Source organism: Porphyromonas sp. oral taxon 278 str. W7784 (genome assembly GCF_000467855.2).
GTDB lineage: Bacteria > Bacteroidota > Bacteroidia > Bacteroidales > Porphyromonadaceae > Porphyromonas.
The window spans coordinates 26,318-50,525 of sequence record NZ_KI259225.1 but is presented as its reverse complement, the minus strand read 5'-3'; the positions used below and the strand labels follow the sequence as shown (position 1 = coordinate 50,525).

At 54.1% G+C, this 24,208-nt stretch carries 16 protein-coding genes; 8 read left to right on the top strand and 8 right to left on the bottom strand.

Annotated elements, in window-relative coordinates; all coding sequences use genetic code 11:
- Nucleotides 1-171: 171 nt before the first annotated feature.
- The 8 genes from HMPREF1556_RS02080 to HMPREF1556_RS02040 form a co-directional block, all read right to left on the bottom strand.
- Nucleotides 172-861 (bottom strand): hypothetical protein, encoded by a 690-nt coding sequence (locus HMPREF1556_RS02080; protein ID WP_021666546.1) that lies wholly within the window; start codon nt 859-861, stop codon nt 172-174.
- Between the two features lie 379 nt (nt 862-1,240).
- Nucleotides 1,241-1,696, bottom strand: coding sequence for a D-aminoacyl-tRNA deacylase (gene dtd / locus HMPREF1556_RS02070; RefSeq protein ID WP_021666544.1), 456 nt, complete (start codon nt 1,694-1,696; stop codon nt 1,241-1,243).
- Nucleotides 1,697-1,710: 14 nt separating this feature from the next.
- Nucleotides 1,711-3,528, bottom strand: a complete 1,818-nt coding sequence (gene uvrC / locus HMPREF1556_RS02065) for an excinuclease ABC subunit UvrC (protein WP_021666543.1) — start codon at nt 3,526-3,528, stop codon at nt 1,711-1,713.
- Nucleotides 3,529-3,554: 26 nt separating this feature from the next.
- Nucleotides 3,555-5,429 carry a tRNA uridine-5-carboxymethylaminomethyl(34) synthesis enzyme MnmG gene (mnmG, locus tag HMPREF1556_RS02060; protein ID WP_044125114.1) on the bottom strand — a complete coding sequence of 625 codons (1,875 nt, stop codon included), beginning with the start codon at nt 5,427-5,429 and terminating at the stop codon, nt 3,555-3,557.
- Nucleotides 5,430-5,437: 8 nt separating this feature from the next.
- Complete coding sequence (ychF, locus tag HMPREF1556_RS02055) at nt 5,438-6,541, bottom strand: redox-regulated ATPase YchF (protein ID WP_021666541.1); 1,104 nt, start codon at nt 6,539-6,541, stop codon at nt 5,438-5,440.
- A gap of 208 nt (nt 6,542-6,749) precedes the next feature.
- Entirely contained in the window at nt 6,750-9,341 is a 2,592-nt protein-coding gene (locus tag HMPREF1556_RS02050) for a P-loop domain protein, KAP family (RefSeq protein ID WP_021666540.1), read from the bottom strand.
- Nucleotides 9,342-9,863: 522 nt separating this feature from the next.
- A complete protein-coding gene (gene groL / locus HMPREF1556_RS02045) occupies nt 9,864-11,501 on the bottom strand; it encodes a chaperonin GroEL (RefSeq protein ID WP_021666539.1) in 1,638 nt (545 codons plus the stop codon).
- Between the two features lie 35 nt (nt 11,502-11,536).
- Nucleotides 11,537-11,806 (bottom strand): co-chaperone GroES, encoded by a 270-nt coding sequence (locus HMPREF1556_RS02040; RefSeq protein WP_009432230.1) that lies wholly within the window; start codon nt 11,804-11,806, stop codon nt 11,537-11,539.
- Between the two features lie 565 nt (nt 11,807-12,371).
- Here HMPREF1556_RS02040 and proS point away from each other — a divergent pair.
- The 8 genes from proS (at nt 12,372) to HMPREF1556_RS02000 (ending at nt 24,195) form a co-directional block, all read left to right on the top strand.
- Complete coding sequence (proS, locus tag HMPREF1556_RS02035; RefSeq protein ID WP_021666536.1) at nt 12,372-13,850, top strand: proline--tRNA ligase; 1,479 nt, start codon at nt 12,372-12,374, stop codon at nt 13,848-13,850.
- 28 nt (nt 13,851-13,878) lie between these two features.
- On the top strand, nt 13,879-14,352 hold the full coding sequence (queF, locus tag HMPREF1556_RS02030) for a preQ(1) synthase (protein WP_021666535.1): 474 nt from the start codon (nt 13,879-13,881) through the stop codon (nt 14,350-14,352).
- Nucleotides 14,349-15,227, top strand: coding sequence for a diacylglycerol kinase family protein (locus HMPREF1556_RS02025; RefSeq protein WP_021666534.1), 879 nt, complete (start codon nt 14,349-14,351; stop codon nt 15,225-15,227). The genes queF and HMPREF1556_RS02025 overlap by 4 nt, the downstream gene beginning before the upstream one ends.
- 45 nt (nt 15,228-15,272) lie before the next feature.
- A complete protein-coding gene (locus tag HMPREF1556_RS02020; protein WP_021666533.1) occupies nt 15,273-15,497 on the top strand; it encodes a hypothetical protein in 225 nt (74 codons plus the stop codon).
- Between the two features lie 32 nt (nt 15,498-15,529).
- Nucleotides 15,530-15,943: a nucleoside deaminase gene (locus tag HMPREF1556_RS02015; protein ID WP_369795583.1), complete on the top strand. Its 414-nt coding sequence runs from the start codon at nt 15,530-15,532 to the stop codon at nt 15,941-15,943.
- 126 nt (nt 15,944-16,069) lie between these two features.
- Nucleotides 16,070-18,997, top strand: a complete 2,928-nt coding sequence (locus tag HMPREF1556_RS02010; RefSeq protein ID WP_232299025.1) for a pitrilysin family protein — start codon at nt 16,070-16,072, stop codon at nt 18,995-18,997.
- A 180-nt stretch (nt 18,998-19,177) separates the two neighbouring features.
- On the top strand, nt 19,178-22,648 hold the full coding sequence (locus tag HMPREF1556_RS02005) for a SusC/RagA family TonB-linked outer membrane protein (protein WP_052332602.1): 3,471 nt from the start codon (nt 19,178-19,180) through the stop codon (nt 22,646-22,648).
- The gene (locus HMPREF1556_RS02000) at nt 22,648-24,195 is read left to right on the top strand and encodes a RagB/SusD family nutrient uptake outer membrane protein (protein ID WP_021666529.1); all 1,548 of its coding nucleotides are present in this window, start codon (nt 22,648-22,650) and stop codon (nt 24,193-24,195) included. Before HMPREF1556_RS02005 ends, HMPREF1556_RS02000 begins: the two co-directional genes overlap by 1 nt.
- Nucleotides 24,196-24,208: the final 13 nt, after the last annotated feature.

Below are 24,208 nucleotides of genomic sequence, written 5' to 3'. Positions count from 1 at the left end.
TTCGCAAAGATACGATAAGCTGTGGCTTTGTTTCAGGGGAAGGAGTCGGTCTTCGCCTGTGGTGAGCCTCGGGTTTGCTTCAGGAGTCCTCTTCATTCTAATGAAGAGCGAGCGAGGGTGTCGTGTCCCCTCGCTCGCTTTTGCTTGTAGGTTTGGCTGTCTCTTCGACCACTACGGCTGCATAGTGAAGGAACCGAGACGCCGCAGTGGTTCTTTCTTGAGCTTAATGATCTTGGTCTTCATGCTGGTATTTTCGATCATGTTCCCCGACGTGATGGACTTTTTTCCTGTGATGTAATTGATGCTCGTCTTTTCTCCTTCGCCCGTCATGCGGTTGTGCCAACCAGTCTCTTCGCCGATGAGGTAGAAGTCGCCCGACTGGTAGCGGTATCTGTAGGTCGTACTGCCTGTGTCGGCGGTCCCCATGCTTGACCAACTGCTGACGTTGAAGTCGACAGCGCCCTTGGGTGTGACGGAGAGTTCGACACCGATCTCGGTATATTCGTCCTCCCGGTGTGGGATGGCCTCCTTCCATACTTTGAATCTTTGGTAGACGCCTGTGGGTGATCCGAAGTAGACGGCAAGGATGGCGGGGTTGAAATCGTATTCATATCCGTCGTCTCTCTTCTTCTTGTTCTCAGGAAAGTTAGGGTGTGCGATGAGGATGATATCCTCGATGCCGTCCTTGTTTAAGTCACCAGTGCCGTGCTGTGCTTCCCATCCTTTCGGGAGGAGTTCTTCGAGATTACGCCCTTCTTTTGCTAGCTCCGGCCTCTTGCTCTTCTGTGCTAGGAGCGTGTTCGAACTGAAGACGAGGACTGAACCTAGGGTAAGGGCGGATAGTAATGCTTTTCTTTTCATCGTGCGTATCGCTTTGTCTAAGGGTTGAGAATTATTGCGTCGTTGATTGCTTGCTCAAAGTCCGTCGTCAAGTGGCTAAGAGGTGGCTGAGGGATTTCTATTAAGATGCCAGCCCGAGTATCGTAATCGCTTCGCTCGTCTCTATGAAGATGAAGGCTTTTCTTCTGAAGTGGTGTCCCCCCCCCATCCTGTATTCGTCGGTGGAGGTGCCGGAAGAAGGGTGATTGCTCTAGTGCGAAGATAAATAGAAATTCCTGCATCCGACGCTCTTTGTTCAAGAGATGGATGCGGGAATTGCATAAGAAGTGTCGTGGGTGTGCGGTGTTCCACGTGGAGCGTTTTCGCCGGTCGAAGGCGAAGATGCAGGCGGGTGGGGCGCTTATTCTCTGAGTTTGCTGTCGAGCCAGATCGTCACGGGACCGTCGTTGACTAGCGAAACCTGCATGTCTGCTCCGAAGCGACCCGTGCCAATTTTATATCCGAGACGAAGCTCTAGCGCTTGGACCACTTCGTTGTACAGCGGTTCGGCGATCTCGGGACGGGCAGCACGGATGTACGAAGGCCGATTGCCCTTCTTCGTTTCCGCCATGAGTGTGAACTGCGATACTGCGATGATCTCCCCACCGACGTCAAGGATACTTCGATTCATCACACCAGCCTCGTCGTCGAAGATACGGAGTTGGGTCGCTTTCTTCACGAGATACTCGATGTCTTCGGCTGTATCGTCGGGAGCGATGCCGATGAGGATGAGCATGCCGAGGCCGTTGCTCTTAGCTACTTCTTCGCCACCGATGTGGACGGCTGCGGTACGTGTCCGCTGAATTAGGAAGCGCATAGGGTGGGGATGATTTATACTTCGGGGTGGAAGGCGGTGTAGATGATGCGGGCTTTGGCTGGACCGACGGCCGTGGTGAGCTCTTCAAGCGAGGCCGATGATATGCCCTGCACACTGCGGAAATGGTGTATCAGCGCTTCCTTTGCCTTAGGTCCGATGCCCTTGATGTAGTCAAGTCGGGAGTCTAGCTGGCTCTTGCTGCGCTTATCACGATGGAAGGTGATGGCGAAGCGGTGTACTTCGGCCTGGATTTGCTCGAGGAGACGGAAGACGGGACTATGATGTCGGATCGGGATCTCTCGTAGGAACTCGTCGCCGTAGAGGAGGGCGGAGGTGCGATGACGTTCGTCCTTGACGAGTCCAGCGACCGGGATTTCCAGCTCTAGTGAAAGAAGCGCCTCACGAATAGCACCAACTTGTCCCTTGCCACCGTCTGCTAGGATCAGGTCGGGCAGTACTTCTTCGGCCTCTTTCATGCGTTTGTAGCGACGTGTGACGACTTCTCGCATCGAAGCATAGTCGTCAGGACCTTCGACGGAGCGGATATTGAACTTGCGGTAATCCTTCTTCGACGGGCGTCCTCGCTTGAAGACAACACAGGCAGCTACGGGATCCGAGCCCTGGATATTCGAATTGTCGAAGCACTCGATGTGTAGGGGGAGCTTGTCGAGATGTAGTAGTTCCTTCAGTTCGGTCACTATCTGCATGAGGCGCTGATCGGGATTGAGGCGCTCGGCACGCTTATACTTGTCTAGTTTGTACTGGCGGACGTTGCGCTCGGATAGTTCAAGGAGCTTCTTCTTATCCCCACGCTGAGGGATGGTGATCGTGACACTTGGGTCGTCTTGCCAGCCGGGATCGAAGGGGAGAATGAGTTCTTTGGCTCGGGATGCAAAGCGCTGACGAAGCTCGGTGATCGCAGAGGCGAAGAGCTCTTCACGAGTCTCGCCCTCGAGTAGACTACGATACTCGAGGGTATAGACCTGAGTGACCATGCCTTGAGTCAGATGCATGAAGTTCACATAAGTAGCTCCGTCCTCGTCTTCTTCGAAGCTGAAGACGTCGACATTATGGATGTGGTGGGGCGCTACGGTATGTTTGACTTGGTAGTTCTCGAGATACTGCAGACGTTCTTTATAGATCTGCGCCTCTTCGAACCGTAATTCCTCGCTGAGTCGTAGCATCTCGCCTCGGTAGAGCTCGATGACGTCACGGAGATTGCCACGTAGTAGGGATGCGATCTCACGGACATTCTGCTCGTAGTCAGCCAGGGTCTGTAGGCCGATACAGGGTGCCTTGCACTTCTTGATATGGTACTGCAGGCACTCCTTGTACTTGCCTTGGGCGATCTTCTCAGGCGAGAGGTCGAGGTCGCACGTGCGGATAGGGTAGAGGTCACGTACCATATCGACCGCAGCATGCGCCATACCCGCACTGGGATAAGGGCCAAAGCGCTGAGAGCCATCCTGCTTCGGACGGCGCTCTACACGTATACGGGGGAAGGGTTCGTGACGGATGACGACTTCGGGATAAGTCTTGTCGTCCTTGAGGAGAATGTTGTAGCGGGGCTGATGCTCCTTGATGAGGGCATTCTCTAGTATTAGCGCTTCGGCTTCTGTGCCGACGACGACGTACTCGATACCACGGATCTGGCGCACCAGTAGCCGTGTCTTGGAGCTCTGTACGTCGCGCTGGAAGTAGCTACTGACCCTACGACGCAGGTTCTTTGCCTTACCGACGTAGATGATCGTGCCGTCCTGCCCGATGTACTTGTAGCACCCGGGGGACTCAGGTAGTGTGGGGAGGATCTTGCGTATCTCTTCGATCGTCATGGCGGGTAAGGTAAGGGAGGGCGTGCTTACCGTCCAGCCAGGACGAGTAGTACGCTCACGTCGTGGGGAGATATACCAGGGATGCGGGAGGCTTGGCCGATGGTGGCGGGGCGAATGCTAGAGAGCTTCTGCCGAGCTTCGGTGCTTAGCGCCTGGATGCTGGCGTAGTCGATGCCTTCGGGTATGAAGACGTACTCCAGACGTTCAAGCTTCGCCGCTTGCTCCCGCTCGCGCTCGATGTAGCCACTGTACTTGATGAGGATCTCAGCACATTCTATTAGCTCCGCTCTTCTATTGTCAGGGAGCTTATCTAGCTGGCGCTGAAGGGCTGGGATATAGGTAGCGAGCTGGAGAATGTCAAGTTGGGGGCGAGCGACTAGGTCGATGAGCTTGCACCCTTGGCGAAGGGGGACGAGGCCCGCTGCCTCAAGGTGGGGATTGATCTTGTCGGGGCGAACGGAGAAGCCTTGGATGAAGGCGATGAGTTCGTCCCGTAGTCGGATCTTCTCCTCCAGGAGAGCGATGCGCTCCTTTGTCGCTAGGCCGATGGCAGCAGCCCTTGGTGTCAGACGGATATCAGCATCATCCTGACGCAGGAGAATGCGATATTCCGCCCGAGAAGTGAACATGCGATACGGCTCATCGACTCCCTTGGTGACGAGGTCATCGATGAGTACGCCGATATAAGCCTCTGAGCGGCTCAGGGTGAAAGGTGCTAAGCCTCGGACTTGCTGGTGAGCGTTGATCCCTGCTAATAGTCCTTGGCCCGCCGCTTCTTCGTAGCCAGTGGTGCCATTGACTTGTCCTGCCAGGTAGAGTCGCTGAATGACCTTGCTCTCTAGCGTGTGATGTAGCTGGGTGGGATCGAAGAAGTCGTACTCGATCGCATAGCCGGGACGGTAGATCTTCACGTCACGGAGCTCGGGTATCTGGCGAAGCGCCTTGAGTTGTACCTCTAGTGGGAGCGAAGAGGAGAAGCCATTGATGTAGTATTCATTCGTTCGCTCGCCCTCAGGCTCTAGGAAAAGCTGGTGCTGTGGCTTGTCAGCGAAGGTCACGATCTTTGTCTCAATGCTGGGACAATACCGTGGTCCGATGCTCTGTATCTGCCCATTGTACAGGGGAGAGCGGTCAAGCGCCTCACGGAGTACAGCGTGGCAGGCTTCGTTGGTATAGAGGGTGTAGCAGGGAAGTTGCTTGAGTTGGGACTTCGGTGTATCGAGGTAGGAGAACTTATGATGGTCATCTTCTCCCTCTTGTACACCGAGCTCTTCGATATGCAGGCTACGAGCGTCGATGCGTGGAGGTGTACCCGTCTTCATTCGGTCGGTGCGAATACCCGCCGCTCTCAGCTGGTCGGTGATCCCATAGCTTGCAGGCTCGGAGATGCGACCGCCCGGTAGCTGAAGTTCTCCAAAGTGCATCAGTCCGCCGAGGAAGGTACCTGCAGTGAGGATCACTGCTTCTGCCGAGAAGGATACACCGAGAGCGGTATGCACTCCTCGTACACGTCCGCCCTCTAATTGCAGGGAAGTGACGGTGTCTTGCCAAAGGTCGAGGTTAGGCTCTGCATCTAGTTCCTCCCGCCATGCTTCCATGAAGCGCACCCGATCACTCTGTGCACGAGGGCTCCACATAGCAGGACCTTTGCTCCGATTGAGCATACGGAACTGCAGGGCTGTACGGTCAGTGATCACCCCCATACGGCCACCCAGAGCATCGATCTCTCGCACGATCTGCCCCTTGGCTATGCCACCCACAGCGGGGTTGCAACTCATCTGCCCGATCTTATTCATATCGGGCGTGATGAGTAGGGTCTTAGATCCTAAGCGAGCACAGGCGGCTGCGGCTTCACAACCAGCATGACCTGCTCCGATGACGATGATGGCGTAGTCCTGCATAGCGGGCATCAGACGTTGAATCGGAAGTGCATGATGTCGCCATCTTGCACAACATATTCCTTGCCTTCGACAGCCATCTTCCCTGCTTCCTTGACAGCGGCTTCGCTACCGTAGGCGATGAAGTCCTCGAACTTGATCACTTCGGCACGGATGAAGCCCTTCTCGAAGTCTGTATGGATAGCTGCGGCAGCACGAGGTGCCTTACTTCCCTTGGTGTAGGTCCAAGCACGCACCTCCTGCACACCTGCAGTGAAGTACGTCTCTAGGTCAAGGAGCTGGTAGGCTGCACGAATCAGACGGCTCACGCCCGACTCCTCAAGGCCAATTTCTCCTAAGAAGAGCTGGCGCTCTTCGTACGTCTCCAGTTCTGCTATTTCGCTCTCGATCTTGGCAGCGACTACGAGGAGGTTAGCCCCTTCCTCTTGGATCGCCTCACGTACCTTCTCGACGTAAGCGTTCCCTGTGACAGCGGAAGCCTCATCTACATTACATACGTAGAGGACGGGCTTGCTCGTCAGGAGGTAGAGCTCACGAGCTACCTTCTGCTCGTCCTTAGTCTCGAAGGTGACGGTACGAGCGTTCAGACCCTGCTCCAGCGCTTCCTTGTAGCGGGAGAGTACCTCGTAGGCGAGCTTAGCGGTCTTGTCGCCACCTGTCTGAGCCTGCTTGTAGACCTTCTGGATGCGTGCCTCTACGGTCTCTAGGTCCTTGAGCTGAAGTTCGGTGTCGATGATCGCTTTGTCACGAAGGGGATCTACGGAGCCATCGACGTGGGTGATATTGTCATCGTCGAAGCAACGCAGTACGTGCAGGATGGCATCCGTCTCACGGATGTTAGCCAGGAACTTATTACCCAGCCCTTCGCCCTTGCTCGCACCCTTCACAAGGCCAGCGATGTCCACGATCTCGACGGTGGTGGGGACGATGCGCTGGGGGTGTACGATCTCTGCAAGCTTGTTGAGACGCTCATCGGGGACGGTGATCACGCCGACGTTAGGCTCGATGGTACAGAAGGGGAAGTTGGCGGACTGTGCCTTCGCGTTGGAGAGGCAGTTGAAGAGGGTAGACTTCCCGACGTTTGGGAGGCCTACGATACCGCATTGTAATGCCATTATGTTTATTGATTTATATACTTAACTATGAACTGCAAAGATAGCGAAAAGCCAGGAGCTGAGCCCGCTCAGTCTCCCCCCTCATCCTTGCTATGGCCTTCAGCGGCATGGTAAAGATGTAAGATAGACAAGCCCATCCACATACAACAGCCTCCAGCTCTATTATCCGACGGGGCTGGGGGCTGTCTTACATAGATCCCGACTTAGACTATATCAAGCCCTCATGGGCAAAGGCATCGTAAAGATATGAGGAGAGCATCTGACCAGAATAAGATTTAGTTAATGAACATTCCACAAAACCATTCTCACTTGACGTTATTACCTGCAATATAGCCTTGGACTCAAGACCTTCAATTGAACTTATCCAGTTATCCATTGATAACCCTCTATCTATCATAGCATCTACGCAACTTCGAAGCCAAATCTTTAGCTTACCATTCTCTTGACTAATAGAAAGGAGGGGCCAAATACTATCGGTTGGATGCATTTGAATCCAGCCAACGACCAAGGAAAAAGCCTCTTCCTTGAGTATAAAGTAAGCCTCTTTCATGAGTAGCCCATTTATAACTTCACCCAATCGACCTACCTCATAATCATAGTATTTAGCAAGGCATGACTCCAACGCCTGCAACATAAGTACAGAAGCCTCCTTTTTCCCATAGACATATTCTTTATCTTGATTGGATGGATCTCCTATCACACTGAGGAGTTCGCATGCAAGCAATGGATGGTCAGAAATCATGCAATCAAAAACCCTATTCATGAGTCTCTTGTATTCGCCTGATCCACTAATTATTCTGATAGTTTCGTATGCATGAAGCCGTCCATCCGTCAAGAGCTCTATCAAGAGCTCCCGTAACTCTAAATCATTATACTTATCAGCGGCATACGCAATATGCATTATTGTAGTAGCACGATCATCATCTCTATAGAATTCTAATAAGGTCAAATCTACCCATAAGTTAACAATAGCATCACGATCCAAGGGATATCTCCTGTCAAGGATTTTTTGCACAGCTTCTCTATCCCTACTCTTGCGTAAGGATAGGACATCTTGATGCCATAGGTCTCTATCTCTATCACCTAAATCTGGGAAATATGAGCTAAAGCTATTACTGTTTCTAATAGCAGAATAGGGAACTCTATATGTTCTCCCATAGCCTGCGATAGCAGCTGGAGGTAATTGAAACCCCTTCATCATCTTACTATTTGGAAACAACAGCCATAAGAGCACTGTGGCTCCTTCCCAATGGGCACCTTGCAGTATTGATAGTAGTTGCTCCGAAAAACTTTGAGGATAGACCCTCCGCCCGGGATTCAATGAGTTCGCCTCCGAATAGGAACACTTACGATAATACCAATTCTCTGGACGCAGATTTACAAATGGCTCTCCATCCTCCAAAAAGCGCACTCTATACTTCAGCATATTGTACACTCCCTTGTCCTTATATTTCAAAAGAGTTAATATAAAGAAGTCTGCAGGGTCAATAAAATCCTGCACCTCTCGAAAATCTGAGATGAAGAGATTAAAGTATCTCTTAAGTTCTCGGCACGTTCCTAAATGAGGAATGATATAATTTGCGATACCATACCACTCCTGAAGCACTTCCTTTTTCGAAACCAAGATACCATCAGTAATTTGCGCTTGAAGGTATCTAACCATCATAAACGTCAACTTCTCATTAATATATCCTAGGAGATCTATCTCCCTCGTGATGTACTTATCCAGATAGCCCTGTCCTGGGTTGCTCCCGAGGTGTGCCTGTAGTACATCATTCGCATATTTTTTGTCGCAAGCAACAAGAAAAACAGTGTTTTTGAAGGAGGCATTTAGATCAATCAGCTTAATAGTTTCCAAGAGCTCCGCACCCGTGAGCCGGTCTAAGTCATCCAAGATAATGTAAAGCCTCTTACCTGTTTTCTCGATCGCATTACTAACAGCTTCCTTGTTCCCCTTAGTTTGGAATAGGCGCAGGGCATCTGCAATTAGACGGGTCTCTGAGTAATGATCCAGCAGCCCAAGATGCTTGGCATATCGAGAGATGATGAGTCCTGCCCCCCAGTAATAGCGAGATAATTCTTTCCCTAGCTTTGCAAAGAAATCTTCTTGTATACGCTCTGCCGACTTGGCAGAGCGAGGGTTGAACCAGACGATGATTCCATCGCCTGTTGATCGTAACTCGTCCGACAAGAGGTTTAGAAATGAGGTCTTGCCATATCCCCAAGGAGCAATAATACCATAGCAGGTTGACTGCTCCCTCAAGTCCAGCTCTTTCAGCTCTTGCACTAGCTCATCTACCTTGGGCTTAAAATCTAATTCATCCTCCTTTGCACTTTCTATCGCTCTATTTAAGATTTGCGAAGAAGGCACCTTGGTTTCATCCTTTTCCTCCCGAGTGCAGCGTATTTTGACATAGCGTAGTAGGATATATAGCCATGGAAGTAAGAAGAGGTCTGCCCACGCTACTGGGTAGCCTGCATCTATCAGCCAAAAGTGGCAGGAGGGAGAGAATAAACGATAGTATAGATAGAGTACAGCGATGAGGAGCAGACCTGGGAGTATGCTACTTGGTAGGTACGTCTCCTTATGCGCCCATATCCAATAGATTAGATAGAAGACTATAAGACTTATCATACCCCCGAACCAGAGCATTAGATCATTCACCAAAAGGTAGTCATGAAGCTTTGTAAGGATAGGGAAGAGTAATGCCTGCGTTAGAATATAAACGACACCTATTAGGCAGACAGTGAAGAGGTGCTTGAAGAAAGCTTGAATAGAGGTGGTCGGAGTTTTATTCATACGCTGGAGCAGGGAAAGTGTTTGAGCTAATAGTATCCATCAGGAGATTACTCATGTAAAGGTACAGAATTAGGGGCACTGGAGGGGCGCTACTAAGCTTGATGAGGACAGATAGCATGCGGGTGTGCTACTATATACATCTTATCATTGTAGTAGGGTGCTCCCGAAGGGGGTAAAAAACGATCCACGGTAGGTCGCTGAAAAAACCTACAGTGGGTCGTCGATGCGACCTACCGTGGGTCGGTAAGACGACCTACCGTAGGTTTTTTTCGAGGGCTTGGGGAGACCCTGCAAGCGACCGCTTATGGAGCGGGTTTGCGAGGCGTGGGGGAAGATGCTGTTTTGTGCCTGTCTGAGGGGGAGTGTAAGCCCTGTTTATTCGGGGGGGGGTAATCGGGGTGGTTTTGAGGGAGATGATCTCAGTGAGGGCGGGGGGATAATACGAGGCACGGCCCTGGAGCGAACTCGGGGTTCGCTCCGTGGCCGTGCCGTTTGAGTTGGTGAATGGGGTGGGGCAGTGCCTTACATCATGCCGCCCATACCGCCCATGCCGGGAGCCATAGCGGGCATGGCAGGAGTATCTTCCTTCTTCTCGGCGATGACGCATTCGGTGGTGAGGAACATACCAGCGATCGACGCTGCGTTCTCGAGGGCAACACGAGTGACCTTCGCTGGGTCGATGACACCGGAGACGTAGAGGTTCTCGAACTGATCCAGACGAGCGTTGTAGCCGAAGTCGCCTTCCCCATCCTTCACTCGCTGTACGATGACGGCACCTTCCTTGCCAGCGTTGGCCACGATCTGACGGAGGGGTTCTTCGACAGCACGACGGATGATCTCAATACCGGTCGTCTCATCGTCGTTCTCACCGACGAGGCCATCGAGCGCACGGACAGCACGTAGGAGTGCCGTACCACCACCAGGGACGGTACCTTCTTCGACAGCAGCACGCGTAGCGCTGAGAGCGTCGTCGACACGATCCTTCTTCTCCTTCATCTCTACTTCGCTAGGAGCACCTACGTAGAGGACGGCTACACCGCCAGAGAGCTTCGCCAGGCGTTCCTGGAGCTTCTCACGATCGTAGTCGGAGGTGGTATTGGCGATCTGTGCCTTGATCTGAGCGGAGCGCTCACGGATAGCTTCCTTGTCGCCAGCACCGCCGACGATGGTGGTGTTGTCCTTGTCTACGGTGATCTTCTCAGCCTTACCGAGCATGTCGAGGGTCACGGCGTCGATCTTGAGACCCGTCTCTTCGCTGATGACGACGCCATCGGTGAGGATAGCGATGTCCTGAAGCATAGCCTTACGGCGATCACCGAAGCCTGGAGCCTTGACAGCACAGACCTTCAGACCACCACGCAGGCGGTTGACGACGAGGGTAGCCAGGGCTTCGCTGTCGATGTCTTCGGCGATGATCAGAAGGGGACGGCCCGTCTGGACGGTCTGCTCGAGGATAGGAAGGATCTCCTTGAGGGTAGAGATCTTCTTGTCGTAGATGAGGATGTAGGGATTCTCCAGCTGTGCCTCCATCTTCTCAGAGTTGGTCACGAAGTAAGGAGAGATATAGCCTCGGTCGAACTGCATCCCTTCGACGACTTCGACGGTGGTCTCGATGCCCTTAGCTTCTTCGACGGTGATCACACCTTCCTTGTTGACCTTGCGCATAGCTTCGGCGATGAGCTGACCGATCTGTTCGTCGCCGTTGGCTGAGATCTTTGCTACGTGCTCTATCTTCTCGAAGTTGTCACCGATCTCCTGAGCCATGGAGCGAATCTCGGCGACGATCTTAGTGACAGCCTTGTCGATCCCACGCTTGAGGTCCATAGGATTGGCACCAGCGGTTACGTTCTTCAGGCCGACACCGATGATGCTCTGGGCTAGGATGGTGGCGGTGGTCGTACCGTCACCTGCGTCATCGTTGGTCTTGGATGCTACCTCCTTGACGAGCTGAGCGCCCATGTTCTCGAAGGGGTCTTCCAGCTCGATCTCCTTAGCTACAGATACGCCGTCCTTGGTGATGTGGGGTGCTCCGTAGGTCTTGCCGAGGATGACATTGCGACCCTTAGGGCCGAGGGTGACCTTGACGGCGTTGGCTAGTGCATCTACGCCACGCTTGAGGCTATCACGTGCCTCTATATCGAACTTGATTTCTTTTGCCATGATTGTATCTAGATTAAATATCGGGTTAGATGAAGCTAGATCGTAGCGAGCACGTCAGACTGACGCATGATGAGGTACTTCTCGCCTTCGTGCTCGATCTCTGTGCCGGCATACTTACCGTAGAGGACGACGTCGCCTGCCTTGAGGACCATCTCTTCGTCCTTGGTGCCTCCACCTACGGCGATGACTTCGCCACGCAGGGGCTTCTCCTTAGCTGAATCGGGGATGATGATCCCGCTGACGGTCTTCTCTTCTTGGGCAGCGGGGCGTATAAGCACGCGGTCTGCTAGAGGCTTGATACTCATGATCTGAATGTTTATTCTGTGGTTGATGTAATCTAAATCTGTCGGTGTGAAGCTCGAGTGCTGTGTGCTGAGCTCACGAAGTACGCTCAGCAAGGAGTGTGCCAAGGAGCGGGGGTAAGTCATTTCTGAGAAAGCCTGTCATTCTGTCACGTATGCAGGGGCATTTCTTCCCCCTTCTGAGGTGGGTAATTTCAACACTCCTTAGACGATCTCAAAAACGACCTACGGTAGGTCGTCCTTGCGACCCACGGTAGGTCGGTCGGGCGACCTACAGTATGTTTTTTCGACGACCTACCGTAGGTCGTTTTTGCCCCCCTCGAGAGACCGCTCTACATCAGGGCTAGCGAAGGGTGTCGGAAGGCCTCGTTTTCGTCCCTCGGATTTGGGGGTGAAAATGGTGGCTTCGGAGGGTAGGGAAGAGCCCCCTCTGACAGAAGGGCATCTCGGGGGTGCTAGCTACCTTATTATATACCCGTCTGGAGGGTGTCTAGGCTTCCTCCCTGTCACTCCCCCGCTTTTCGTATCTTTGTGGCTCATAGTCTAGATACAAAGAACTTAATCATATATGGCAAAAGAACTCAAGGAACTTACCCCTCGCCACGTCGACTATTCGCAGTGGTATCAGGATCTCGTCATCAAGGCCGACCTGGCCGAGAGCGCAGCGGTGCGTGGCTGTATGGTCATCAAGCCCTATGGCTATGCTATCTGGGAGCGCATGCAGCGTCAGCTCGATGATATGTTTAAGGAGACAGGGCACTACAATGCGTACTTCCCCCTCTTCATCCCCAAGAGCTTCCTGAGCAAGGAGGCCGACCACGTCGAGGGCTTCGCTAAGGAATGTGCTGTCGTCACGCACTATCGTCTCAAGACGAGTCCCGATGGCGGTGTCGTCGTAGACCCCGAGGCTAAGCTTGAGGAAGAGCTCATCGTCCGCCCGACTTCCGAGACCATCATCTGGAATACCTATCGTGGCTGGATCCAGTCCTACCGAGATCTACCTATCCTGTGCAATCAGTGGGCGAACGTAGTCCGCTGGGAGATGCGTACCCGCCTCTTCCTCCGCACGGCAGAGTTCCTCTGGCAGGAAGGTCATACGGCTCACGCCACCCGTGAGGAGGCTGAAGAAGAAGCTATCCGCATGGTGCGCGTCTACGAGGACTTTGCTCGCAACTATATGGCCGTACCTGTGCATGTCGGTGTGAAGAGTGCCAACGAGCGCTTCGCCGGCGCCGTAGAGACCTACACCATCGAAGCGCTGATGCAGGATGGTAAGGCTCTGCAGAGCGGGACGTCTCACTTCCTGGGTCAGAACTTCGCCAAGGCCTTCGATGTCCTCTTCACCAACAAGGAGGGACAGCAGGAATATGTCTGGGCTTCGTCCTGGGGGGTATCGACCCGTCTGATGGGTGCCCTCATCATGAGCCACTCCGATGACAATGGTCTTGTCCTGCCTCCTAAGCTCGCTCCTCATCAGGTCGTCATCATACCTATCTACAAGAGCCTCGAGCAGCGTGACGAGATCACCCGCCACGTAGAGCCTCTGATCGCTGAGCTGAAGAAGCGTGGCGTGCGTGTACGCTACGACGATGCGGACAATAAGAAGCCCGGGTGGAAGTTCTCCGAGTACGAACTCAAGGGGGTACCCATCCGTCTGGCTGTCGGTGGTCGTGACCTCGAGAACGGCACCGTCGAAGTAGCCCGCCGTGATACACTGACCAAGGAGACCCGCTCCTTCGATGGCATCAGCGACTACCTCGTCGAGCTCCTCGATGAGATCCAGCAGAACATCTATCAGAAGGCCCTCGACTACCGTGCGGCACATACCATCGAGGTAGACACCTACGAAGAATTCAAGGAGAAGATCGAAGAGGGTGGCTTCATCCTCGCTCACTGGGATGGTACTCCCGAGACGGAAGAGAAGATCAAGGCCGAGACCAAGGCTACGATCCGCTGTATCCCGCTCGCTGGTGACAAGACCCCAGGTAAGTGTATGGTCACGGGCAAGCCCTCGGCACAGCGTGTCCTCTTCGCCCGTGCTTACTAATCCCCCCTTACACTAGATAGATACCGCTATGGCCAGCATACGTGACGGAGAGGGTGAACTCTCTCTCCTCGGATCGAAGACCACCCAGTACAGCCAGGACTATGCCCCTGAGGTACTGGAGGCCTTCACCAACAAGCATCAGGGCAATGACTACTGGGTGCGCTTCCACTGCCCCGAGTTCACCAGCCTCTGCCCCATCACCGCTCAGCCCGACTATGCGACGATCTACATCAACTATATCCCTGATGTGCGCATGGTCGAGAGCAAGAGTCTGAAGCTCTATCTCTTCAGCTTCCGCAATCATGGTGCCTTCCACGAAGACTGCGTGAATATCATCATGAAGGACCTCATCGCCCTCATGGATCCTCGCTATATCGAGGTCGCGGGTGACTTCACTCCTCGAGGGGGGATCAGCATCCTGCCCTACGCTAACTACGGCCGTCCCGGCACCAAGTACGAAGAGCTCGCTGCACAGCGACTCGCTACCCACCCCGTGCGATGAGTAAAGTCCTAGCCATCATCAACCCCATCTCAGGGACTGGCTCTAAGAAGAGCATCCCTGACCTGCTGGCTCGTGCCTACGCTCCACTAGAGCATGAGCTCCTGCTGACCTATACCAAGGCCGCAGGCCATGCCGAGGAGCTGGCTCGCCGAGCTGCAGAGGAGGGCTATGATCACGTCATCGCCGTCGGTGGTGATGGCACGGTCAATGAGGTCGCTCGTGGACTCGTAGGGAGCAAGACCGCACTAGCGATCGTCCCTAAGGGTTCGGGTAATGGACTGGCACGGGCTCTTGGCCTGTCGATGTCCACCGACCGAGTGATCAAGCAGCTGGCTTCGGGCCGTAGGATCACCATCGACAGCTGCGAGATGAATGGTCAGCCCTTCTTCTGCACCTGCGGGATGGGCTTCGATGCTGCCGTGAGCCGCACCTTCGCTGAGGCCTCTACCCGAGGACCCGTGACCTATCTGCGTACGATGATCGATGAGTACCGAGCCTTCAAGCCCGAGACCTACCGGATCATACTAGACGAGGGTGAGCGAACCATCGAGACCGAGGCCTTCGTCCTCGTCGTGGCTAATGCTTCGCAGTACGGCAATAATGCGTACATCGCTCCCGAAGCAGACCTGTCGGATGGTCTACTGGATCTAGCGATCATACGCCCCTTCCCCGTCCTAGAGGCTGCCCTCGTCCTCGGGGATCTGATGCGTGGCAAGCTGGCTGACAACAAGTACTACCACACCGAGCAAGTACGGCACGTCCGTATCGAGCGTACTAGCGGAGGCTCAGTGCACCTCGACGGCGAACCGCTGGTGATGAGTGAGCACATCGACGTCTCGCTCCGCCCTCAGTCCCTAGAGGTCATCATCCCTTGATCCCGAGGTAGTCTACCCGCCCATTCCCTCCCCTGCAATCCCTCCATGGCAAAGAAGAAGGTCAGCCCCCAGCCCTCAGCACGTCTGAAGCGTACGCACAGCCTACGCTTGACGCTCAATGAGCGAGAGTACAAGGCTATCTTAGACCACTGCCAGGTGTGTAGGATCGCTAACCGCACCGGCTGGATACGCTCGGTCATCATGGCGGAGGTCATCCGAGAGCATGAGCTCCGCTCGCCCCTGCTCTTTGACGAAGAAGAGATGCGCTGATGGATCTGCAGCCCTATTCAGAAACCTATTTCATGCGTCAGGCCCTTGAGGAGGCACGCCTAGCCTTCGAGGAGGGAGAGATCCCCATTGGTGCAGTCGTCGTCTGTCGTGGGCAGATCATCGCCCGAGCACATAATGAGGTCGAGCGACTGAAGGACCCTACTGCCCACGCCGAACTGCTAGCTATCACCGCTGCGACAGAATATATGGGAGGGAAGTTCCTCTCCGACTGTCAGCTCTATGTGACCGTAGAGCCGTGCGTGATGTGTGCAGGGGCGCTCTTCTGGGCTCGACTAGGAGAGATCATCTACGGAGCAGGGGAGGAGAAGTTCGGCTACCGCCACTATGCTCCAGATATCTTCCCACGCAGAGCAAAAGTGCGGGGCGGTGTCCTCTCAGAGGAAGCTGCCGAGCTGATGCGTAGCTTCTTCGCTACACGCCGATAGCGCTCAGTAGCTAGTCTTCTTCCTAGAGCCTGATACCAGCCGATCGCACCTGAGTATATATATGAAGTACTTTGTGTACCTTTAGCGCGTTTTGAGAGAGGTGGCAAGAAGCTCGACCTTAGTCTTGTGTCTGCCTCCGCACCTCTAGACACGAGTAACCTGATCAATAGACCCAACTACGTGATGACGATCAAGACACCACGAGCGACTCGCCTCGCTAAACACCTCCTGATAGCAGCTGCTTTGGGAGGACTTTCCTACACCTCTCTCTCTGCCCAAGTATCGAGTCTCCGTACGGGACGACTCCCCAACGGCTTGACTTACTACATCAGCCGTGATGCTGGCGCTTCGGAGGGTACGGCTCACTTCTTCCTCCTACAGAATGTGGGCGCTATCCTCGAGGATGATCATCAGAATGGCCTAGCGCACTACCTAGAGCACATGGCCTTCGAAGCCACCGAGCACTTCCCTGGTGGCGTGATGAACTTCCTGCGTGCTCGTGGTCTCTACAGCTTCGATGCTCGTACCGGGACCGACGATACCCGCTACAGCATCATGGATGTACCTACGGCGGAGAAGGGACTTACAGACTCCGTGCTCCTCATCCTCAAGGACTGGTGCAGTGGCATCTCCATCACCGAGAAGGATACGGAGAAGCAGCGTGGCATCATCATCGAAGAGTGGCGCCAGCGTGGAGGCATAGACAAGCGCCTCAGTGATAGTATCGCTGGCGTCATCTACAACGGCTCACAATACTCCCAGCGCAATGTCATCGGGAGTCTCGACGTACTGAAGACCTTCAAGTACCCCGATATCCAGGCCTTCTACAAGACTTGGTACCGCCCCGACCTGCAGTGCGTGATCATCGTCGGGGATATCGACCCTGCGGCTTATGAGAAGCAGGTACAGCAACTCTTTGCTTCGCTCCCCGCTCCACGTAATGCTAAGGCCCGTCCTGCCTTCTCGATCGACGATAATGTCGGCCCCCTCTACTACCGCTTCATCGATAAGGAGAACCGCTCTCACTCGTACGGTCTCTATCAGCGTGTAGCTACCCCTACCAACCGCTCTACAGAAGAGGCGACGAAGGACTATCTCCTCGGTCAGCTCTTCAATACTCTTGCGCCTCAGCACTTCGCACGTCTGAGGAATCGTGGTGCAGAAGCCTTCATCGCAGCTTCCGTCAGTTACTCCCCGCTGGTACGTGGATACGCCCAGTTCGCATGGGACTTCGTGCCCTACGCTGGCCAAGATGAGGAGGCACTTCAGCAGGTACTCTTCGCCCGAACCAAGATGAGTGTCGAGGGCTTTGGCAAGGAAGACTTCGAGGCAGAGAAGCAGAAGCTCTACGAAGGCATGAAGGAAGTGCTCAGCGATGACAAGGGGCTCGGCACGCCACAGAACTTCATCGACATCTACCGGAATAATTACCTCTATGGCACTCCTATGAGAGAGTTCCGTCAGCAGCTTGAGGACAACCTCGAGACACTGGTAGAGCTGGAGGCAGAGGATATGCAGTCTTGGCTCGGCGAGCGCCTAGGTAGCACCCGCAATCTTGCATTCGTCGCCTATACAGATAGTCCTACCGCCTCGGCTATCTCAGAGGAAACCTTCCGTGATGAGCTTGCGGTGAACAAGAGTACGGTACTTGACCTAGATGCTAGCGACTCCAAGCCCATCACGAAGCTTATAGACTTCAAGCTCCCTGTAGGGAAGATCGTCCGTGAGAAGAAGATTCCTTCACTCGGCGCTACGGAATGGACGCTCTCCAATGGCATGAAGATCCTCTACAAACATCTGCCTAAGGAGCTCAAGGGTGAAGTACTCTTCCTGGCCTCGGCTAAGGGAGGTCAGTCCATCGTCAAGCCACAGGATCTAGCTTCCTTCTCTGCGATGCAGAGCCTCATCATGGCTTCTGGTCTCTACAAGTACGACCGCAATCAGCTCGCCCAGTGGCTACGCTCCCGTCCGATGGAAGTCAATCTCTCCATCACCGAATATATCGACGGGATGCAGGCACGTAGCAAGACCGACGGCGTAGACGATCTCTTCTCCTACCTCTATCTCGTACTCAATAAGCAGCGCTTCGATCAGCGGATCTTCGACAAGTGGCTCCAGCGCAAGCGCTATATATATGCCTCACAGCCTCAGCAGGGACGTGAGGCGGTGGATCGTGAGATACGTGAGCTCCTGAATCCCATCACCGAGGCCAATCCTCGTGAAGATCAGTCCTTCTATGACAAGATGAAGCTGAGCGATCTGCCCCGACTCTACGCCGAGCACTTCGGTGACGCCTCCCAGATGGCAGGCTGTCTCGTCGGGGATATCAGCGAAGCCGAAGCTAAGCGTATCGTCACGACCTATCTCGCTGCCCTACCCGGCAACCCCAAGGCACCACGTCGCACCTACACGATCCGTGATCACAGCTCCCGTGAGCGTGTCATCGAGCGCACCTTCGAGGTAGATACCGAGGGGGATCTCGGTGAAGTCGAGCTCTCCTTCATCGGAGACAAGAAGCTCAGTGAGCGTGAGCGCCTTGCTCTTGGCCTGCTGGAGCCTCTGCTTCAGAACCGTCTCTTCGACGAACTTCGTGAGAAGGAGCAAGGGACTTACAGTATCGCCGTCAAGACGAATTATACAGACGATCCCGTCGCTAGCGCTAGTCTCTCCATCCACTTCATCACATCTCGGGCTAAGGCCGATCACCTCAAGGCTCGCACCTATGAGATCCTCCGCTCCATCGCAGCCGGTGGGATCGATCGTGACGAGTACAAGAAGGTGCACATACCTCAAGTCCTCGACGAAGAAGCAGAAGAAAAGGCTTCGGGTGACGAGATGGGGCTCGGCGTTTGGATTGCTCTGCTCAATAGTTATGCTGAGACGGGCAAGGCGCCTAACCTCTCGAAGAAGGGAACTCCTCTGGAGTCCGTCAAGATCTCTGCCGTCACGGCTCAGGATCTCTCGGCACTGCTGAAGAAGCTCCTCGACGAAGGCAAGCGCCGAGACATCGTAGTCAAGAGCATCGCTCCCGAAGCAAAGACCTGGGAGCACTAAGAAGGGCTCTCCCGCCTAAGCACACACTCCCTATATCACAGCCTGTATCGCTTAGATAGCCTCATATATAGACTCTCGGGATCATCCCACAGTTGATCCCGAGAGTCACCACGAGGGGTGCCTTACTCCTCCGATATCATCACACCGATAATAGATAAGTCATACCTATACCTATCCTCCATGCGACATCCATCCAGTAGTATACGCCGGCGCTTAGCCCTTGGGCTTTGCCTGTGTGCTCTTGGACTCTCTTCGCCTATTGCGAGCTGGAGCCAGAGCCCTGTGCCGACCGTTTCGATCTCGTTCAAGGATAAAGAGATCGCCTCTATCCTTGATTTCATCGCTAAGAACTCAGGCTACAAGATCGATTATGAGCCTGAGCTCCGCACTGCGGGCTACAAGGCGACCGTCTCTTTCGATGAGGTGACTCCCGAGAAGGCCGTAGAAGGCCTCCTCAAGGGTACGCCATTCGTCTTCACCGTAGACGGCAAGACGATCCGCATCTTCCGTCCCCAGCAGCAAGCTACCGCTAAGGGCCAAGTCACGGGTACCGTAAAGGACGCCCGAGGTGAAGCTGTCATCGGAGCTAATGTCCGTATCAAGGGCACGAAGCTCGGGACACAGACCGACGTCGAAGGGCGTTTCGCCATCCAGACAGATAAGCAAGCGGGCGAAGTCCAAGTGAGCTTCGTGGGCTACTATGATGGTAGCGCCGCCTTCACTGCAGGCAGTCCCGTGGCGATTGTCCTGAAAGAAAATGTCAAATCACTTGATGGCGTCACCGTCATCGCCTATGGTCGGCGCAATACCCGTGAGCTTGTCGGGGCTGTGAGTTCCATCAAGGCTGACCAGCTCAAGGATGCTCCCGCTCCTAGTCTGCAGTCACTCCTGCAGGGACAGATGTCTGGGCTCTCGGTGACCAACCAGTCCGGCTCGCCTGGTGGCGGTGGTACACGCATCAATATACGTGGGATTAGTTCGCTCAATGACCAAGGGATCAACGACGGCTCACCGCTCTACGTCGTCGACGGAGTGCCACTCTCCAAGGTCTCTGCAGAAGCTACCGGCGGGATCAATGCGCTAGCGGGACTTGATCCTTCGACCATCGAGTCGGTGGAAGTACTGAAGGATGCTGCCTCGGCTTCGCTCTATGGCTCCCGTTCGGGTAATGGGGTCATCCTCATCACGACGAAGAAGGGGAAGTCAGGTAAGGCAGAGTTCGGCCTCAACTTCTCGCAGTCGATCTCCTTCCTCCCTGCTACGCCCCTGCAGATGCGTGGTCATGGTGAGCGTCTGGTACACAACCTCCTGGCTCGCTATCAGCGTATCGGGCACAACGACTACACGACGAACCGCTACCTCCTACCACGTAGCTACGGCCAGTCTTATGGATGGGAGCCCACGCTTGACGGTGCTTACGACTACTTCTGGGGTAATGGTAATGTCCTCTCTAAGGATAATCAGCCCCCGGCCTCAGCGCAAGACTCACTCAATAGCTTCTATAATAATGATACGAACTGGTGGAAGTACATCTTCCAGATCGGTCGTGTCAGCTCCGGTGATCTCTATGCATCGGGTGGGAATGACAATGTACGCTACCTCGTCAGTGCAGGTCTCTACGATGAGCGTGGAATACAGATCAACTCGGGATTCAAGCGTCTGAGCTTCCTCTCCAACCTTGATCTACGCCTCACACCTAAGGTAAATGCCTTCACTCGTCTCAATCTAGCCTACAACAAACAGGACGCTATCAGTGGCACCAATATCCAAGGGCTCGACGTCGACCCCAAGGAAACGCCTTCGGTTTATCCTGGTCGTGGCTCGATCGCAGAGAAGCTCACGCTCCAGAAGATCCGTGATGTGCGGGCTCGTAATGGGATGTTCAACGCCCGACTCTCCGTAGGTCTTGACTACACTCCTATCTCTGGGCTGAAGTTCGCTACGTCAGCTTCGGGTGATGCGTACTTCTCGAACAACCACGTCTTCCGTCCCTCCTACCTCAACAACAATAATCTCTCCTCCGTCGAAGCCTCTCGCTCGATGGTAGCTATGCTTCAGTGGGAGAATATTCTCTCGTACCGCTTCAGCCTACGTGACCGTCACAACTTCGACGTCATGGCCGGGATCACCACGACTTACGACTTGATGGAGAACATCAAGGGTAAAGCCGCCGGTGGACCAACGAATAAAATCTACGAGATCGGCGATGGATGGCCTCAGGCTCGCTCCATAGAAGGACGTGACGAATACCTGCAGCGTGTGACCACGGACCGACAGGAGCAGATCATGCTGAGCTATCTAGGCCGTGTCGCTTACAACTTCGACAAGCGCTACATGCTCGAAGCTTCGCTCCGCTATGATGGATCTTCCGTCTTCGGTCGTGATGTACGCTGGGCCGCATTCCCTTCACTCGGTGCTGCATGGGCCTTCTCTAAGGAGCATTTCATGCGTGACTTCTGGTTCCTCAGCTTCGGTAAGCTCCGTGCTTCATGGGGTAAGAGCGGGCAGAAGTTCCAAGAAGCGTACCTGGCACATGGCCTGATGGAGGAGTCGAATTCCTTCTTAGGTCAGCCCGGTCTTCAGCCCAGCGCTATGGCCAATAGCCATCTTACTTGGGAGAAGAGCGACCAGTACGACCTCGGTCTGGACGTAGACCTCTTCAACTATCGCTTCAAGGTCAAGCTCGACTACTACTACAAGTACTCGTACGATCTACTGATGCAGGTGCCTACTCCAGGTAACTTCTTCATCTCTAAGACGACGTGGACGAACGCTTCTGCTATCTCCAACGAAGGTCTTGAACTAGATCTCTCGGCCGATCTCATGCGTCGCAAGGACTTCTCGTGGAATCTCCGCTTCAACATCGCACGCAACTGGAACCGCTTCCTCGCTTCATACGACGGCAAGGACCTCGGTGACAAGGTGCTCGGTCGCCCTATCTACGGGATCTATACCTATAAGGACGAAGGTCTCGTACAGCGTGAATCCGACATCCCTTACTACTACGACCAGACAGGTCAGCGTGTACCGCTCTCCTTTGGTTCGCTAGCTTACCCTCTACGTGTCGGTGCTCGCAAGATCAAGGACCAGAATGGCGACGGCTATATCAATAGCGAAGACCTCTACTATGCTGGTAGCGCTCTGCCCAAAGCCTACGGGGGGATCACGAATACCTTCACCTACAAGCGTCTTGCACTGAATGTCCTGCTGACATATACCATTGACCAGCGCATGATGAATATGGTGAAGAACGGCGCCTTCCTCTTCAACAAGAAGTTTGGTGTCGTGATGAACGACTTCTCTCGTGCTACCTTCTGGCAGAAGCCCGGTGATGAGACGCAGTATCCATCGCTAGAATTTGCCGATGACGGCTACACTGGCCAGTTCGATGGGGATATCGACTCCAATATCGAACGTGTGAGCTACCTCCGTCTCAAGCAACTCAGCCTCTCCTATACGCTCCCCGATAGCTGGACCAAGCGCCTCCGCATGAAGGATGTGCGTGTATATCTAGCCGGCGAGAACCTCTTCCTCCTGACGAATTACTCGGGACTTGACCCCGAGATCGTTGATCCTGCTACGGGTAAGGATACTGGGCGCATGTATCCGCTCAATAGAAAGCTTACTCTTGGTCTCAATCTGAAGTTCTGATGAAACGCTATATCCTACCCGCCCTGGCGCTCAGCCTGCTTGCTTCTTCGTGCAAGCTCGACCTGACGCCCGAGAATGCCATCACCTACAGCAATGCATTCTCCACCGAGGCTGAGCTCAACACCACGACGAGCACCATACACTTCTACCTCGACAACTGTATGGACGCCTTCTCACCACTCACGAAGATCGGCCTCCTAGCAGATGAGACGCAGGACGATGGGCAGCTCCGTGAGGGCAACCCTCGTACGATCATCCAGGCCGCTGCGGACTGGGAGTACGTCTATCGCATGATATTCGAGGCTAACCTACTGCTTGACAACATCGGCAAGACGCAGGGACTCTCCGAAGATCGCTATGCATACCACGTCGGACAGGCGCACTTCGCTCTTGGTTTCGGCTACTTCATGCTCTCACGTGCTTATGGTCAGGCCGTCATTACGGCCAATGCCAAGGATCTTAAGCTGTACGGACTCTCGACACAACAGCAAGTCATCGACGCAGGTATAGAGCATGCGCTCAAGGCCTTCGAGCTACTGCCTACTTATGACAAGCTTCGCACGACCTCAGGTAACCTTGCCACCTACAAGCAGTACGGGAGCAAGGGGAACTCTGCTACGCTACTTGCCCACCTCTATGCATGGAAGGGGAGCATGGCTGAGCTGTATGGTGACACCTCAGTAGATGCTAATGCCGCCTATCGTAAGAGTGTAGAGTACGCTTCGAAGGTCATCAACGGCGAGACGGGTGCCTATAGTCTCGTCTCTACCCCCGACCAGCTCTGCCAGCTACTCTCTGATCCTAATGCGTCGAACCCAGAAGAAATCTTCTCGCTCGTCTATGACAAGAGCCGTGGCAATGAGTCTACGTCGAAGAACGAAGTAGCTAATCTCTTCGCCACTTGGCCGGTCAACAGCACGCTTACTCAGGGTGATCTGGCCCAGGCTGCCTTCCGTCTGAAGAAGTCTACCATAGAGAAGCTCTATCCCGATGCTGATGACGCACGTCGTACAGCCTTCTTCTATGAGTTCGATACCGACCATGAAGTCTCGGGTGTGAACTATGCTGTGCCCTACAAGTTCCGTAATGCGGTCTTCACTGTCGACCAGAGTGCTGAGTCGGGTAAGAGCTTCCTCAGCATCAATGCGAACTATGTCTACTGGCGTCTAGCAGATGTCTACCTGCTTCGTGCTGAATGTTCGGCCAAGCTAGGCGATACTTCCGGCGCTACCTCCGACCTCAATCGTATCCGCTCTCGTGCTGGTGCGACCGCTTACCCAGCTGCTGGGGAGAGTGACCTCAAGAAGGCGATCTTCCACGAGCGTGAGCGTGAGTTCATACTAGAGAATGATAGCCGCTACTATGACATACTGCGCAACGGCTACCATCGTACAGAGCTCACGGGTAAGTTCCCATCACTCACCGCTGCAGATATCGCTGGCGGTGCGCTGTGTCTACCCATTCCGTCGAGCGCTCAGCGTGACAAGGACGGCAAAGTCATCAATGGACTCATCCTCCAGCGCCCATATTGGTTCCGCTACATGTAGTACTTCTCTAAGC